Source organism: Flavobacterium sp. B114r, assembly GCF_056824125.1.
Window position 1 is genome coordinate 3,518,383 of record NZ_CP124858.1, and the last position, 16,815, is coordinate 3,535,197.

Here is a 16,815-nt window from a genome sequence, read left to right on the forward strand (position 1 = left end):
ATCAGATTAAAAAGTTAGGTTACATCCTAAAGATATTGATCTTGGGATTGGTTGTGCATAGATATTTCCGTACGTTTCAGGGTCAAAGTAACCTTTGTAATCAGAGCTGATTACGAATAAGTTTCTACCTTCGATACTAAATCTAACGTTATCCATATACAACGTTTTTGTTGCTTTTTTAGGCAATGAATATCCCAAACGAACACTGCTCAAACGCATATAGCTCATTTCATGAACCCAGGTATCTAAATAATTGTAAACATTAAGTGGCGCTCCTCCTGGAGAAAACCATTGGTAAGCCATCCAGGAATCTCCTGTTCCTGAAGTTTCACCGTTGATTCCGGGTATATTTGAACCTGTATTAGTAGGCGACCAGGCATTAAGAACATCTGTAGTATAGTTTTGACCACGATCTAAAGCTGTACCATTAAAATTAGGTTTTTCTACAACAGTTTGCTTAAGATTGAAAGTAGTGGCAATAGTAAGATCAAAATTATGAATTTTGAAAGTATTGATAAAACCACCGGTAAATTTAGGATCTGCATCTCCTACATAACTAAACAAATCTCTTGTTTCTTCATCTGTAAGTTTCGACTGAGATAAAACTCCCGGGAAGAAATCTGCATAAGGGTCAAAAAGACCAAAAAGGGTTTGTGTGTTTACAGTTTCTCCTTTTTTATTTACAAATAGAGGGTAACCGTTTTCATCAATTCCTGCAGTTTTTAATGCAAATACTGCATTAACAGGTAATCCTTGTCTTGATGGTAAATAAGTGTTAGATCTTGTTTGGATACGATCGACATTGCTTTTATTATGAGCAAAATTAATTGTACTATTCCACTTAAAGTTCGGACGATCAATGTTTCGTGTAGACAAAGAAATCTCGTATCCTTTATTGGTTACCTGCGCCCAGTTAGCGTTTGTAAACTCAAATCCGTTTTCAACAGGAAGCGATTGTAAACCAATTAAATCGGTACTTTTTCTTCCGTAAACATCAGTTACAATGCTAATACGATTGTTGAATAAACCAAGATCCATCCCAAAGTTGGTATTCGCTGTCTTTTCCCATCTTAATTTATCATTTGGAGGAGAAGTTATAGTAATAACAGGTTCTGATTGTCCCGGTAAAATAACTGTTGTATTGTTGATTCCAACTACATACGGAGAAGTATTTTTGTCAATATTTCCTTGTAAACCGTAAGATGCACGTAATCTTAAATTAGAAATTACTTCACTGCCTTTTAAGAAATTTTCTTCAGATACTGCCCATGAACCGGAAACAGCCCATAATGGCAAGTATTTGTATTTAGGGTCTACACCAAATAAATCTGAACCGTCGTAACGAACACTTCCAAAGAAAGTATATTTTCTGTCATAGGTATAGGATGCTGTTGCAAAAAAGGATGCAAATGCATTTTCATTTTCATTTTTCAAATAAGTTCTCCAGTTTGCATTATTGGCATAATTTGCATTTGGGAAAATGATTTGTGTTGTAGTCAATGTTTTAGGATCGAAACCAAAACCTTTTGTATTGATAGCAGTACTTTTGTTTTTTCTTAATTCATTACCCACCATAACTTCTATCTCATGTTTTCCGCCAAGAGTAGTGCTGTAGTTTACCATCGTTTTCCAGTTGTACTGAAAAAAGTCTGTGTTTGAATTTTGAATAATTCCGCCAACAGGAAGGAAATAAGTATCAGCTCCGTTTACAAATACACTTGATTTTTCTCTTTCTTTTCTTGTAAAATAAGTGTCTTTACCGGCATATTTTTCAGAAGCATTGTTATCAAACTGTAAACCAATTTGCGTACTTGCTTTTAAGCCTTTCGTAATATTGTAATCAACATCAAGTAATGCTTTTATAGATCTTGTAGTTAATTCATAGTTGGTATTTTCTCTTTCTTCTAAGTAATTAAAAGGAATATACACACTTCCATTTCCATATCCAGTCATATCTTTATCATAATTATAACTTCCGTCAGCTTTTAACGGAGTTAGATATGGGTTTACGTTTCTGGAGTAATTAGCAGGATTTGTAAAAGTGTCTGAATCTGTAATGTAAGATGATTTCTTGCTTTGGGTACCAAAAATTCCAACGCCAACATGCAATTTATCCGTTACATCAAAATTGTTTTTTAAGGTAAGGTTGTATCGGTCAAAACCAGTTCCTATCGTAGCACCTTCTTCATTGTAAGCACCTAAAGAGAAATAGTAATCTGATTTTTCTCCACCACCGGATAAACTTAATGTATATTGTTTGTTGATCGCACTTCTATACAATAAATCACCCCAGTTGGTATTGTTGTTTCTTAAAGCATTAATAGAGTTTTGCGTTGTTGGACTTAGAGACGAAAAACCTCCCGATCTATAGGCTCCTAATTCATTAGCCTGATTAAGAATACGGGAAATTTCTCCATTACCGTCTCTGTAAGTCAAATCTTCTCTTGAAGCCAGTGAAAGTTCAAAATCTACTTTTTGAGAAGCATCCATAAGGTTTAATTTAGAAAAATCAGGTTTTTGAGTTACGAAAGTATTCACATTCAAATCTACTTTCATACTTCCTTTCTTTCCTTTTTTTGTTGTTACCACAATAACCCCGTTTGCAGCTCTTGCCCCATAAATGGCAGTTGCAGCAGCATCTTTTAGTATGGTAATATCTTTAATATCTTCAGGATTTAAGCCTGCAATAGAAAAATTGTTTAAAACATCGATATTATCTTTGTCGTAATTTTGAGGAACATCATTTCCTTCAAGAGGCAAACCATCTAAAACCCATAACGGATCCTGAGCACCAGAAAGTGATGCAGTACCACGAATTCTGATTTTTGAGATTGTTCCCGGAGCTCCCGTTTGTTGTGTTACGGCAACACCAGCAACCTGACCAATTAACATTTGATCTAAACTCGCCACACCCGCTTGTTTGATATCTGCCATTTCAACTTTTGCAACAGCTGATGTCAGTTTTCTTTTTTCGATTTTTTGGTAACCCGTTACTACGATTTCTTTTAGTTCGCTAACATCTGATTTTAAAGAAATATTGTATTGGTTTTTGTCTGTAATATCAATTGTATAAGGTTGGTATCCCATATAGGTTACTCTTAAACTCTTGATGTTACTGTTGATTTTAAGCTCAAATGCCCCGTCAAAATCACTTACGGTACCTAAGCTTGCACTTGTAATAATTCCTTTTTGTTCTGTGTTGTTTGATACGGAACTGTTTTCTACAGAAATAGTAACTCCCGGTATCGGCAGTCCGTCTTTGGCATCAAGTACCCTTCCTTTAATAGTCCTTTCCTGCGCAAACCCGGATAGGGTAAGTAGGAAACTCAGCATGTAAAATAAATTCTTCATTGGGTTGTTTTTGGATTGTGTTAATTTATAGTGTGTTGTTTAAAGCCTTTTCAATACGTTGAATCAAATCGAAATAATGGTTTTTGGTTTCCTGATTTCCAATATTTCTCTTTGTTTTCAATAATTGTAAAATTTGATTCAATTCTCCTTTTTTATCAGAGGTAACTTCAGAAACCCTTTTTAGAGAAGACTGATTGATGTTACGTGCCATTTTTGATTCATCTAAATAATCGCATAAATGTGGCATACTTAAAGTCTCTTCTAATTGAGTGATTTTCTTTGCATCTGTTTTCTCAAAAAGTTTATTGGTAGAAACAATCAGTACATCGACATAATTTTTCTGAGTCATACGCTCCATAATGTTAAGCGATTTATTTTGGATAGTAGGAGCAAAGATGCTTTGGTGAATTGTTTTGAATAATTGTGTTACCGTGAACACATTTTCTTTAGCTTCATTACGTTGAAACAATTCGTTTTCTGTAATTCTCAATAAACGATCATCGCTCAATAAATTATATAAAACTCCGTATTGTAATTCTCTTGCAAGAGTATACGGCGTGTATTCGTAAGGCCCAAGAGGAGAATCCTTCAGCGGATTTGTTTTATCCAAAATTGGATTGAAAAACAACCATTCCGGAAGTTTAATACTATTGTTTAATAAATAAGAAACGGCTCTTTTCTGGATTGCTGCAGGAACTGCAACATAACTTGGTTTGTTATCACCGTGAACTGTTGTATTCAGATAAATACCTCCAACATTCGTTAATACATGATAGTTGTACAGATTCCATTGGCCAATTGCACCAATATATAGTTTACCCGTTTCATAATAAGATTCGTCCTTGTCATACGTCCATTCCAGGATTTTGGCAACAACTCTTTTTAAGTTTTTAAGTCCGTATTCACTCGCTTTCATGGCATCATCACCCAAATCCTCAGATTGAGAACGCGGATCGATAGTAGCATTCCCATCTTGTTGTTCTCCGTAGAAATAAACAGGATCATCCTTGTGTTTTGCAATCAATGCGTTCAAAGCATTATGCTCTTCAGTTGGCTCAGCATACCATCTGTAACCCCATTCGATAGCATATTTATCATACTCACCAATTTTTGGCGTAATTGCTTCTACATGATCTTCTGGCTGCGCAATATAATTGTAACGGGCATAATCCATGATTGACGGAGCTGTTCCGCCCATTTTTGCTGTAAAAGATGGAGATCGCAGTGATTCTACCGGATAAGCAAATGAAGCTCCCATATTGTGTTTTAGACCAAAAGTGTGACCTACTTCGTGAGACGATACAAAACGAATTGCTTCTCCCATATGTTCGTCACTAAATTTGTTTCCTCTTGCTTTTGGGTCAATTGCACCTGTCTGAATACGCATCCAGCTGTGTAACGATGTCATAACATTGTGCCACCAGATAATATCAGATTCAATAATTTCACCACTTCTTGGGTCAACAACCGCAGGTCCCATAGCGTTCGATTTTTGCGATGCCACATACGTAATTACGGAGTAGCGAACATCATCGATATCAAAATCAGTATCTTCGGCAGTAGGTTCTTTTGCGATCACGGCATTTTTAAATCCTGCTCTTTCAAAAGCAACCTCCCAATCACGAACACCTTCTATAATATAAGGACGCCATTGTTTAGGTGTCGATGGATCGATATAATAAACGATAGGTTTTTTAGGTTCTACTAATTCACCTTTTTTATATTTTTCAATATCTTCTTTTTTAGGTTCCAATCTCCAGCGCGTGATCAGTTCTTTTTCCAGCACAGCATGTTGGCTGTCGCTAAAATACCAATGCTCTTCAGAAAAATAACCTATACGTTTGTCTGCAAAACGCGGTTTCATTGGTACTTTGTCTAATAAAATAATATTAGAAGTAACACCAATTGTAACGGAAAGGGCAGGACCGCCTTCGGCTACAGAAGTTGTCAGTTGCGATTTAACGACGATGTTTTTAGGAAATGTCTTCACACTTTCTATATACGAAAGTTCAGATTTTACAGATCCGCCAAAGCTAATATTACTCAAAACATCATTGAAACTTTTTTGCTTTCCGTCAAAAACTTTATTGGCTTTGATTACTACAGAAGTAGAATCACTATTTTTTGTCTCAATATCAAAAACTTCGATAATAGATTCTGAGAAATTACTATTTACAGAAGTTGTAATAGCATCTCCAACAGGCGATGAAACTTTTGGTACAGATGATTTTACCCAAACTTTTTTAGCAACAAGATCTTTATGAAAAGTGATGATCTTATTCTCATAATTCATTCCTTTATTTAAACCTGCATCATTAACCGGTAAAGGAACATTTGAAATTTTATTAACGACTAAAAATTCTCTTTGAAAAAGGGAGTCATTAATCTCCAGATAAAGATCTGTTTTTACCTGAATGGTATTGAATAATCCTTTTTTGAAAGTTCCCTGCTTGATCAGATCAGCATATTTTTTCGTTTTAGGATTTTTTAATGAATCTTTAACTTGTTCTGTTTTGTCTTCTTTGCTCTTTTTGTTCTTTTTTTGAGAAACTACAGTACTAGTACTTAATATCATTACTATTAAAGCGATACTTTTTAGATTTCTCAACAATGCCTTTTCTCTCATCGAAAGTTAAGTTTAGGTTAATTTTTGGCTAAAAATATTGCATGGATTACGTTAAAAAAAGCAAAATAGAGTGAGTGGCTTTTTTTTGGGAGTGAATGTTTTTTTTTATCCGATTAAAGGTAAAATGCAAGTAAAATCGCCGTCTTTTTTAAAGGCCTTAAAACCGTTTGTCGAGTAGTATTTATAGATACTTTCTAAGTATTTGTGACCAAATTTAGATTCTTTCTCGAAGTTTTGCTTTTCGTTTAAATTATTAGTAATAATTACAACGTTTTCGTTAATGTCAATTGTTATCCTTAACGGAGTTTCATCTGAAGCAATATTGTGTTTTATGGCATTTTCTACAGCAATCTGAAATGCTAAATAAGGAACCTTTTTTGCCAAGAAGTTTTCGTCTTGAATAGTAACAGTAAAGACAAATTCTTCTGTAAAACGGGTTTGCTGCAGAAATATATATTTTTCTATAAAAAGTAATTCTTCCTGAACCGTAACAATATTGTTAACCGGAGGATTAATAAGGTATCTGTAAATTTTAGAAAGATTTAAAGTAAACTTTCGTGCAACTCCCGTATTGCTTTCAATTAGCATATAAAGAGAATTCAATGAATTGAATAGAAAATGCGGATTAATTTGCTCTTTTAAATGATGCAGCTGGATCAATGCTTTTTCTTTATTGATCTTTTCGTTTTCTAAAAGCAGCTTGTTTTTTTCCTCAGCAAGCACTTCTTTCTCCTGGAAGGTTCTACGCGTAAAAATGGTAAATAGATAAAAGAACACAATTAGAATTGCAGTTGTAATGATGTAAATTAAAGAAGCATATTTTTTTACCTCGTTTACATCTTCATTCGAAATTTCTCTTGGAAAATTTACCGCTATATACCAATGCGTTCCCTTTACGTTCAGTCGTTTAGTATATCGTACAATATCTAATAATAAAAATTCTGATGGAGCGATTCTTTTGCTAAAACCTTCTTTTTTGGCAAAAGTAGTATCCTGTGGCGCTATATTGGTAATATTAAAAATGTTCTTTTTTAATAATTTTATTTCAGGATGATATAATATAGTTCCTTTTTTATCAAATACAAAAGCATAATTGGGTGCCTTTTGGTCAATAGTCGAAAAGTAAGATTGAAGACTTTGCAAATCTATATCATATCCGTATCGCACCACAGTACCATTTGCTGCGATATATTTATAGTAAATACGCCAAAAAAAGTTTTCCTGATCCTCAACAATAGTATTAGATTGTGTAAGGTCCTTGTTTTTAGCAGCAAAATTTTTTATAGAATTTTCAAGTTCAGGACTGATTTTAGAAGTACTAAATTCTATTTGCTGATCATTAATTCCAAACCAGTTATTTCTAACCAGACTATCATTAGCATGAATGTTACTTAAAACTTTTAAGTTATTAGATAAGTTTTTAGCATTACTAATGTCTACAATACGTTTTAGTTCATTTTTAGTTTCTAAAAAGCGTGATAATTCCTGCGCGATAACTTCCTGTTTTTTTACAAAACTTCGTTGCGAGCTTTCTGCATTCGATTTTTCGGTAATTTGAGTCATTAAACCACTCAAAATATAAACCGAAAGCAGTGTAAGGATAATAAAAATGATTCCTAAAATGAAGAAGTTCCTGCCGGAAAAGGTATTTTTTAATGTAAATTTCAAAAGTGTAATAAAAAAAAATAAGGAGTATTTAAGTCCTTATTGTAATAGGGTAATAATTTTTTTTCGTGTGCAAATATAAAACTTTTTGCCTGATACACTTTTAGTTATGAAATCTTAACACAATTTTCATGCAGTCGATTAGTAAAAATCTTGTTAAGGAGAAAATTTGGTTTTAAATTGTTTCAGGTTTCAGGTTTGGCTTGTGTAGATTTAACCGCAAAGAGCACAATTTTTTTTATTTTAGGTACGTTTATAAAAACGCAAAGTTCGCAAAGCTTTGAATTTAAACTTTGCGGACTTTTAGTAAATCTTTGCGATTTATAGTTGTGTTGATTTTTACCGCAAAGAGCGCTAAGATTTTTATTTTACAGTACGTTTAAAAAACACAAAGTTCGCAAAGTTGGTTCAATACAAAGCTTTGCGAACTTTGTGTTTTTATAAAACTTTGCTAATTAAAACCTTTGCGCTCTTTGCGGTAAAATGACACAGAAATTCTATGCTCATTTCAAACCTGAAACTTTAAACTTGAAACAAATCAGGAAATCTGTAAATGCTCCAGAGTTTTCCCCACTAAAGTTTTTACTCCAACCGGTTTAAAACCTAATTTAAGATACAATTTCTTCGCACCCGGATTTCCTTCTTCAACCAATAAACCCAAAGTCTGTTTATTTTTGGTTACATATTCTTCAATCAAAAACTGCAGTATTTTAGATCCAATTCCTTTTCCCTGATGATTTGGATTTACACCTAATGAATCAATATAATATTCGCCGCTTTGGGTTTCGTTTTCAGGACTAAAATCAGGATTAAAATTCAGGCGGACATAATCAACAATTGGTTTTCTAAGTTCCTGCAATTTGCCTCCGTCATAAACAGAAACTGCCCCAATAATTTCATTGTTTTCTTCGGCCACAAAACAATTCTCATAAGAGTATTGATTGTTTTCTGATTCGACAAAATGAAGCAGGAAATAGTAGGCTGTTTTAGGATCTTTTTCTGCGATGAATTTATAGATAATTTCTTCTATGGCCAACAGCAAATGTGCTGCAATACTTTCTGAATCTTCTATAGTTGCTTTTCTAATGATCATGACTTTTCTTTTTAAGAGTACAAAATTACGGTAACTTTTAAATATTAGTCCTTTTGATTGAGATAATGCTGTAAATAGTTCAGTTTTTTAGTTTTTTAATAAAATATTAAAATAGAATTAATTTTATTTTTATAAGTTAATCTATTTTAATTCAGTTAGTTATTGGTTTTATAAACTTTAAAAGTACGTTATAAAGAGTAAAATATTTTAAGTTTCGAAATTGTAAAATAGGGCTTTGTTATTTTTTGCAAACGAACATTTTTGTATTAAAAATATTACTTTTATGAATATGATTGTTGATAACTGTTTTTTGGGAGGGTAGTTTGCGAGGGCATTTTTATGTTGATAACTTTATTTAGATTCTGTATAAATAGCTGATGTTTCGAGGGTTATGAAATAGTATAATCCTGTTGATAAAACTAAATTTCCTGTCACTTTTCGTTGCTTCTGACCTGTTGATAATTGAGTGGTTTTTTAACATCAAAATTAGGTCAAAAGACGAACTGTGGGTTAATTTTGTAATTAGAGAAATGACGTTTAACCCCCAAATAAACAAATCATTTTATTCTGGTTACGTCACCAATTTAATACTTATATATATGTCTATTTTCGATAAAAGAATCAATTATAAACCTTTTGAATATCCAGAGGTCCTACAATTTACTGATGCCATAAATAAAGCATATTGGGTTCATAGCGAAGTCGATTTTACTGCAGATACACAGGATTTTCATTCCCATTTAAATCTGGCTGAAAAAACAGCAATCAAAAACAGTTTACTGGCAATTGCACAGATAGAAGTAGCTGTAAAAAGTTTTTGGGGGAATATTTATGAGCATTTCCCAAAACCGGAGTTTAACGGTTTAGGAAGTACTTTTGCTGAATGTGAATTCAGGCATTCTGAGGCATATTCTCGTCTTTTAGAAGTTTTAGGATATAATAATGAATTCGAAAAACTGATGGAGATTCCGGTAATCCGCAAACGTGTCGATTATTTATCGAATGTTTTAAAAGATACCAAGTCTCAGGACAATAAAAAATATGTGGTTTCGCTGATATTGTTCAGTATTCTGATCGAGAATGTATCACTTTTTAGTCAGTTTGCGATTTTATTGTCGTTTACGAGATTCAAAGGATATATGAAAAATGTAAGCAACATTATTGCGTGGACTTCTATCGACGAACAGATTCATGCAAATGGTGGCATTTATATCATCAATAAAATCAAAGAAGAATTTCCGGATTATTTAGATGAGGAAACTTTAGTGCTTATAAGAGAAACAGTTAAGGATTCGATTGGTGTAGAAGCAGATATATTAGACTGGATATTTGAAGAAGGTGAAATCGAAAGTATCAAAAAAGAAGATTTAGTGAATTTCATGAAATTTAGATTAGATGAAAGTCTGACCCAAATTGGCATCGAAACAATATTCAATGTTCCAGCCGATGATTATAAAGCGATGGCGTGGTTCGAAGAAGAAGTTTTTGCAAATAGTCTTGATGATTTCTTTGCGAAAAGACCTGTAGAATATACAAAACATGACAAAAGTATTACCGCAAACGACCTTTTCTAAAAAAGCAAATTACAATTATGAATACAATAGATACAATTTCAGGAAATAGTGCTCCGTTAAGCGAAGCAGACAATAAAATGTGGTGGAAAAACTCTGAAAGTGAGCAAATTTTAAATCGTGGCTATCTTTTAAAAGGTGAAACTGTAGAGGGGGCAATTGACAGAATTTGTACCGCTGCAGCAAAAAGATTGTACAAACCCGAGTTAAAAGAGTCTTTTGTTGAAATGATCGAACGTGGTTGGATGAGTATTAGTTCGCCTGTTTGGGCAAATATGGGAACAGAACGTGGTTTGCCAATTTCTTGTTTTAATGTTCACGTTCCTGACGAAATCGAAGGGATTACACATAAATTGGGTGAAGTAATCATGCAAACCAAAATTGGTGGCGGAACTTCAGGATATTTTGGCGAATTACGCGAAAGAGGAAGTGCCGTAACTGATAACGGAAAGAGTAGTGGAGCAGTGAGTTTCATGAAACTTTTTGATACTACAATGGATACGATTTCTCAAGGTGGTGTTCGTCGTGGTGCTTTTGCAGCATATCTAGATGTAGATCATCCGGATATCGAAGAATTTTTGAAGATAAAAAGCATCGGAAACCCAATTCAGAATTTGTTTACCGGAATTTGTGTACCTGATTACTGGATGCAGGAAATGATTGATGGCGATGCAGATAAAAGACAAATTTGGGCAAAAGTATTAGAAAGCCGTCAGCAAAAAGGATTGCCTTATATCTTTTTTAGTGACAACGTAAATAAAAACAAACCACAAGTTTATAAAGACAAAAACCTGCGCATTAATGCAAGTAATCTTTGTAGCGAAATCATGTTGCCGTCAAGCCTTGATGAATCATTTATTTGTTGTCTTTCGTCAATGAACCTGGAACTTTATGAGGAATGGAAAGATACTGAAGCAGTAAAACTGGCGATCTTTTTCCTGGATGCCGTTTTGCAGGAATTCATAGAAAAAACAGAAGGAAACTATTATCTGGCAGCAGCGAATCGTTTTGCAAAAAGACACCGCGCACTTGGACTTGGGGTTTTAGGATGGCATTCGTATCTGCAAAAAAATATGATTCCGTTTGAAGGACTTGAAGCCAAAATGAAAACGACAGAAATATTCAAACATATTAGTGACAAAGCTGATAAAGCAACTCAGGATCTGGCAAGAATATATGGAGAACCAGAATTGCTAAAAGGATACGGAAGACGTAACACGACAACAATGGCAATTGCGCCAACGACATCATCATCGGCTATTCTGGGACAAACTTCGCCGGGAATCGAACCTTTTAGCAGTAATTATTATAAAGCTGGTTTGAGCAAAGGTAATTTTATGCGTAAAAACAAATACCTTAAAACATTATTAGAAGAAAAAGGTCTTGATAATGAAGAGGTTTGGAGAGAAATTATGCTTAATGGCGGCAGCGTTCAGCACATGAGCCAATTGAGCCAAAATGAGAAAGATGTCTTTAAAACATTTAAGGAAATCAGTCAGTTAGAGATTGTACAGCAAGCATCAATCCGTCAGAAATATGTCGATCAGGGACAAAGTATCAACTTAAATATCCCATCGGATTTGCCAATCAAAGAAGTAAACCGTTTATTGATCGAAGCATGGCAATTAGGAATCAAAAGTTTGTATTACCAACGTAGTCAAAGTGTATCTAAAGAGCTTGTTACAAGTCTTGTTACTTGTAGCAGTTGTGAGTCATAATATAAACAGGCTGTCTTTTGGACAGCCTGTTTTTTTTGTTGTGTGCCCAGCATGGGCGATAACTCTAGGGTGTAAGTCCCGAACACGCCTTTACAGTGGGAAGTGTTAGCTGAATGCAAGGGTGTCCATCGCGAGGTGGAATCTGAAGGAAGCAGTAGGCAAACTCTTGACCTGACGAACAGAAACTATATAAAAGGCCAAAGATGTTGGATAAGGTTGCAACACAAACTGAAGTCCAAAACTGTACGGAAACATCATGGTAAATATAGCAGGTATATGAGAGGAAAGTTGTCGTTCTTACCTGGGGAGGTCTTATAGACATAGGGGGAGTTTTTTTTTTTAAGAAAAGCACTTATGGATAACAATTGCTATAAGAAGTCAGCAGAGGTCATAGTAGGTACTGTAAATGAGTACCGAAGGACTGAACTTAATTAAGTGAGTAGTAAATGAATGTTACCTATGAAGGCACGAATGCAGAAAATATCAAGTAATTTGATAACTACCTTGGAAAGGATAGGACGGAATCCGACAGCTACCAGGGAGTGCAGACCTTTATTGGGATAACTGAAAACAACCTCACGGAAGTACTTTAGGTTAGGTATCTATCTTAAAATGTATCGTAAATTAAGAACCGCCTTGGTACGGATCCGTATGCCGGGTGGTGTGGAAGGTCGCCTAGGGAATTAATCCCTAGGCTCCTATCCGATTTCTACCAACTGACTAGGCTTGATCTGTTAAAATTTAGATTTTAACCTGCTCAAAGTTTCCTGCGAAATATTTATGTACGAAGCGACTATTTTATTGGGTAATCGTTTTACGATCGCCGGATTTATTTTTAGTAATAACTGATATCTTTCTAAGGCATCCATGGTGGTAAACGACATCAGTCTATTGGTATTATTGACATAAGCTCTCTCTAAATAGCGACAATAAAATTGCATCCATTGTGGAATAGTTTTAATCAAATGATCAAAATCTTCGTGACTGATATACAATAATTCCGATTTTTCGATTACCTGAATATATTCCTCTGACGGCAATTTGGTTATAAAACTCACTAACGCCGTAGCAATCTGATTTTCGAAAGCAATATATCGCGTAACATCTTTTCCTTCTTCGTTGATGAAATAGATTCTCAAACATCCTTTGCCCACAAAATACGTATTCTGACTGGTTTGTCCTGCCGAAAGCAACAACTCATTTTTGCCTTGTTTTAAAGGTTTGAAATGCGACAAAATCGTATTGAGGTCCTCATCAGAAACCTCAATACGATTTTTTATATAATCACCAAGTTGCTCGTATACCATTGTTTATTTATAATCTCGCACAAATTTGCGGTAATAGATAATATCTTCTATAGATAAAACTATCAAATCGTGTTGTTCTGCAAAGCTAATGATTTTGTCAAGTTTTGCCATACTGCCATCTTCATTCATTAATTCGCATAAAACAGCTTCCGGTTTTAAGCCCGCCAATTTCATAAGATCAACGCTGCCTTCAGTGTGACCATTTCGTTCAAGAACCCCGTTGTTTCTGGTGCGTAAAGGAAAAACATGACCGGGTCTGGCTAAATCTGATGCCTTTGCGTTTACAGCACTTGCAGTTTTAATGGTTGTAACGCGATCAGCTGCCGAAACTCCAGTTGTAACACCTTTTTTTGCTTCGATCGTGATGGTAAAAGGAGTTTGAAAACTACTGGTATTTTCCTGAGCCATATAAGGCAATTCCAGTTGATCTGCTTTTTCATTGGTCAGGCAAAGACAAACAATTCCGCTGCATTCGCGAATCATCATAGCCATATCAGGTACGCTTATATGTTGTGCAGAAAAAATCAAATCACCTTCGTTTTCACGATTTTTATCATCAGTTAATAAAATTCCTTTTCCGTTTTGCAAATGGTTTAAAGCATTTTCTACACGTTTTATGCTGGTTGTACCAAACTTCTCTACCGGATATGTTAGTGTGCTGATCATTTGTTTTTGGTTTAAATTAATAAGCAGCAAATCTAGAATTGTTTAAGATGCAAAAGTTTGATGTAAGTCAATAAAATGATTTGTTTGCCACGAATTTCTTTTGAGAAAAGGAGGTAGCCACGAATTTCACGAATTTGCACTAATTATTATACAGAAAGTGGTTAACCACAAAGTACACAAATTTCCGCTAATTTCTTTTTGTATGCTTATGGTTTAAAAAGGTTGCCATGAATTTTACGAATTTTCGTAAATTATTTTTTCTACAATTGCGGATAAACATAAATTGAAATTAATGTATCTATCTGTAAACTATGATTTTTATCTTTTTTATGTTCAAAGATTGTAAAAGAAATTAGCGAAAATTCGTGAAATTCGTGGCAACTTTTAATTCGTAGCAAAAAAAAACTCTTAAACTAATTCTAAAAGTCTTTCAGTATCCATAACTTCTGCAAATTCCTTATGTAAACTCGCCAAAGATATTTGATGTACCAGTTCAGAATCATATTTTTCTCCATTAATGCCAATTCGGTCAAAAGTTGCTGTAGCATCAGAAACTAAATAGACATCAAAGCCAAAATTCCCTGCCATTCTTGTAGTGGTCGAAACGCAATGATTCGTCGTAAGACCTGTGATCACAAGAGTTTTGATCTTAAGATCGTCAAGTCTTTCTTTCAGATTAGTACCGATAAAAGCACTATTAACATTTTTTGTAATTACTGGTTCACCTGCAATTGGTTTTGCTGCATCTTTGATTTCGAATCCCGGATGTGATGCGTGTAATTTTGATTTAGGTTCTAATGAACTGTGAACGATATGAAAAACAGGAAGTTTCAGCGTTCTCCATTGTTCCAGAAGCTGAGCGATATTTGTTTCAGCACTTTTATTGTTTCGGTTTCCGCCCCAATATTCTTCATCATCAAAACCTTTTTGAACATCAATTATAATCAAGGCAGTATTTAAGTCTTTAAGCGTCATTATTTTATAAATTAGATTATTAGATACAAATGTATCCTTATCGTCAATATCAAAAAAGGACAAAGAATAGTCGTTTTAAGACCACTTATTTTTAATTTCCGTAGGCAATGCATCAAGATGGGTTTCGAGAACAATTCGTAATTGTTTAGAAGTTTTGTAACCGCATAAATTCGCGATGTATTGTATTTTATAATTAGAATTGGTAAGCAGGCTTTTGGCTTTTTCGATTCTTAATTTCGTACGATATTCGGCGATCGTGATGCCGGTTTGTTTCTTGAAAATACGGGTTAAGTTTCTGGGACCAATGTGAATCAATTCGGCTAAAAAATCGATTGTTGATGTTTTTTCCAAATTCGAGATAATCCAATCCTGAATGATATGAATTTTTTCATCATGATGGTTTCGGTTTTGCAAATAGACACTTTCCTGTTCGTCATTGCCGTTTCTTCTTTTGTAAACCACCAATTCTTTAGCAATTGCAGCAGCGGTTTCTTTGCCATTTCTTGCTTCGATAATGTGCAAAGCCAGATCAATTCCCGTTATGATTCCGGCGCTGGTGTAAAGCCTTCCGGATTGGGTAAACAAGGTATTCTTTTGAGTTTTTACAAGCGGAAAATCGTTTTGAAGTTTGTCAACCAATTTCCAATGCGTAGTACATTCTTTATGATCTAAAAGTCCGGCTTTCGCCAAAATAAAAGCACCCGAACAAATACTGCAAATCGTGGTTTGATTTTCATTTACTTTCAAAAGCCATTTAAAAAACAAAGCATCTTCAGCATTCAGATCAATTTGATTCGTGCTGCTTCCGGCAATAAAAACAAGATCATTTTCCTGAGGATTTGTTTTAGAAAAATGGGTGAGTGCCGACAATTCTAATCCCGAAGAAGAAATAATAGAAAATTGACTGCTAATATATTGAAGTTCATATTCAAGACCTAAGCCAATAGCTTCCTGAAAAACTTCGACAACGCCGCTTAAATCAAGAAGTGTAACTTGTTTAGGAATATAAAAATAGACTGTTGTTTTTGTCATTAGCAGAATGTGTTAAGCACTCATTTTGAATGATACAAAAGTATGTGATTAATTTTATTTCTAATGTTTGCAGTCGAAGAAGTAATATTCCTTTGGCATTTAATAAAAAAAAAGTTAGGACAAATCACTTATGTAGTCAAAAGACTACTTATTATTTCAGGACATTAAAATAAATTTAATAGAAGTAAAATAGGAGTTATCAATGGTATACCTGTTTTTTTTTTCGTTTTTAAGAGATAAATACAATCCTCATGATAAAAGAACAAGTAAATTATTTTCAATTCCCTATTCCCATTTATTTAAGTGTACATTTGAGATAAAACCAACTTCATAATGTATAAAATAAAGGATATAAGGATTTTGCTCACTGATGACGATGAAGACGACAGAGATTTTTTTGCCGAAGCTTTAGCTGATTTACAACTCAAAAATCCCATCGAATTTTGTAAAAATGGTGTAGAACTTCTGGACCGTCTTTATGATGCGAATTTAGTTATTCCCGATATCATTTTTTTAGATCTTAACATGCCTATATTATCAGGATTCGAAACCTTACAACAAATAAAAGAAGATATTAAATTCAAAAATATTCCATTGATCGCTATTTACTCAACTTCTGCAGCTGAAGATGGTGTAAAAAACACTTTTGAATTAGGTGCTAATGCTTACGTCGTAAAACCATTAGTTTTTAGTGATTTAAAAAAAGTACTAATAAAAGTTATTGAAACCGATTGGAAAGAAAAGCTGCAGGATCTAAGGATTGAATCTTTTGTTATTACGGTTTAATTTCAAACATCTATAATTGTACTAT

At 34.0% G+C, this 16,815-nt stretch carries 11 protein-coding genes; 3 read left to right on the forward strand and 8 right to left on the reverse strand.

What is annotated here, in order from left to right; genetic code table 11:
* Positions 1–6 precede the first annotated feature (6 nt).
* The 4 genes from QLQ94_RS15075 to QLQ94_RS15090 form a co-directional block, all read right to left on the reverse strand.
* Positions 7–3,351: a SusC/RagA family TonB-linked outer membrane protein gene (locus QLQ94_RS15075; RefSeq protein ID WP_271338467.1), complete on the reverse strand. Its 3,345-nt coding sequence runs from the start codon at positions 3,349–3,351 to the stop codon at positions 7–9.
* Between the two features lie 25 nt (positions 3,352–3,376).
* Complete coding sequence (locus QLQ94_RS15080) at positions 3,377–5,977, reverse strand: zinc-dependent metalloprotease (RefSeq protein WP_271338468.1); 2,601 nt, start codon at positions 5,975–5,977, stop codon at positions 3,377–3,379.
* Between the two features lie 105 nt (positions 5,978–6,082).
* Positions 6,083–7,645: a histidine kinase gene (locus tag QLQ94_RS15085; protein WP_427402950.1), complete on the reverse strand. Its 1,563-nt coding sequence runs from the start codon at positions 7,643–7,645 to the stop codon at positions 6,083–6,085.
* A gap of 535 nt (positions 7,646–8,180) precedes the next feature.
* A complete protein-coding gene (locus QLQ94_RS15090) occupies positions 8,181–8,735 on the reverse strand; it encodes a GNAT family N-acetyltransferase (protein ID WP_427402951.1) in 555 nt (184 codons plus the stop codon).
* A 599-nt stretch (positions 8,736–9,334) separates the two neighbouring features.
* Here QLQ94_RS15090 and QLQ94_RS15095 point away from each other — a divergent pair.
* Positions 9,335–10,309 (forward strand): ribonucleotide-diphosphate reductase subunit beta, encoded by a 975-nt coding sequence (locus tag QLQ94_RS15095; protein WP_271338471.1) that lies wholly within the window; start codon positions 9,335–9,337, stop codon positions 10,307–10,309.
* A gap of 17 nt (positions 10,310–10,326) precedes the next feature.
* Positions 10,327–12,024 carry a ribonucleoside-diphosphate reductase subunit alpha gene (locus QLQ94_RS15100; RefSeq protein ID WP_271338472.1) on the forward strand — a complete coding sequence of 566 codons (1,698 nt, stop codon included), beginning with the start codon at positions 10,327–10,329 and terminating at the stop codon, positions 12,022–12,024.
* A 734-nt stretch (positions 12,025–12,758) separates the two neighbouring features.
* Here the strand turns inward: QLQ94_RS15100 and QLQ94_RS15105 are convergent.
* From QLQ94_RS15105 to QLQ94_RS15120, 4 genes are all read right to left on the reverse strand, one after another.
* Positions 12,759–13,331 (reverse strand): Crp/Fnr family transcriptional regulator, encoded by a 573-nt coding sequence (locus QLQ94_RS15105; protein ID WP_271338742.1) that lies wholly within the window; start codon positions 13,329–13,331, stop codon positions 12,759–12,761.
* Positions 13,332–13,334: 3 nt separating this feature from the next.
* Positions 13,335–13,997, reverse strand: coding sequence for a 3,4-dihydroxy-2-butanone-4-phosphate synthase (ribB, locus tag QLQ94_RS15110; protein WP_482497636.1), 663 nt, complete (start codon positions 13,995–13,997; stop codon positions 13,335–13,337).
* Between the two features lie 408 nt (positions 13,998–14,405).
* The gene (locus QLQ94_RS15115; RefSeq protein WP_271338740.1) at positions 14,406–14,972 is read right to left on the reverse strand and encodes a cysteine hydrolase family protein; all 567 of its coding nucleotides are present in this window, start codon (positions 14,970–14,972) and stop codon (positions 14,406–14,408) included.
* Positions 14,973–15,047: 75 nt separating this feature from the next.
* Positions 15,048–16,004: a GlxA family transcriptional regulator gene (locus QLQ94_RS15120; protein ID WP_271338739.1), complete on the reverse strand. Its 957-nt coding sequence runs from the start codon at positions 16,002–16,004 to the stop codon at positions 15,048–15,050.
* Positions 16,005–16,337: 333 nt separating this feature from the next.
* On the opposite strand from QLQ94_RS15120, the gene QLQ94_RS15125 reads away from it, so the two are divergent.
* Positions 16,338–16,790 carry a response regulator gene (locus QLQ94_RS15125; RefSeq protein WP_271338738.1) on the forward strand — a complete coding sequence of 151 codons (453 nt, stop codon included), beginning with the start codon at positions 16,338–16,340 and terminating at the stop codon, positions 16,788–16,790.
* Positions 16,791–16,815: the final 25 nt, after the last annotated feature.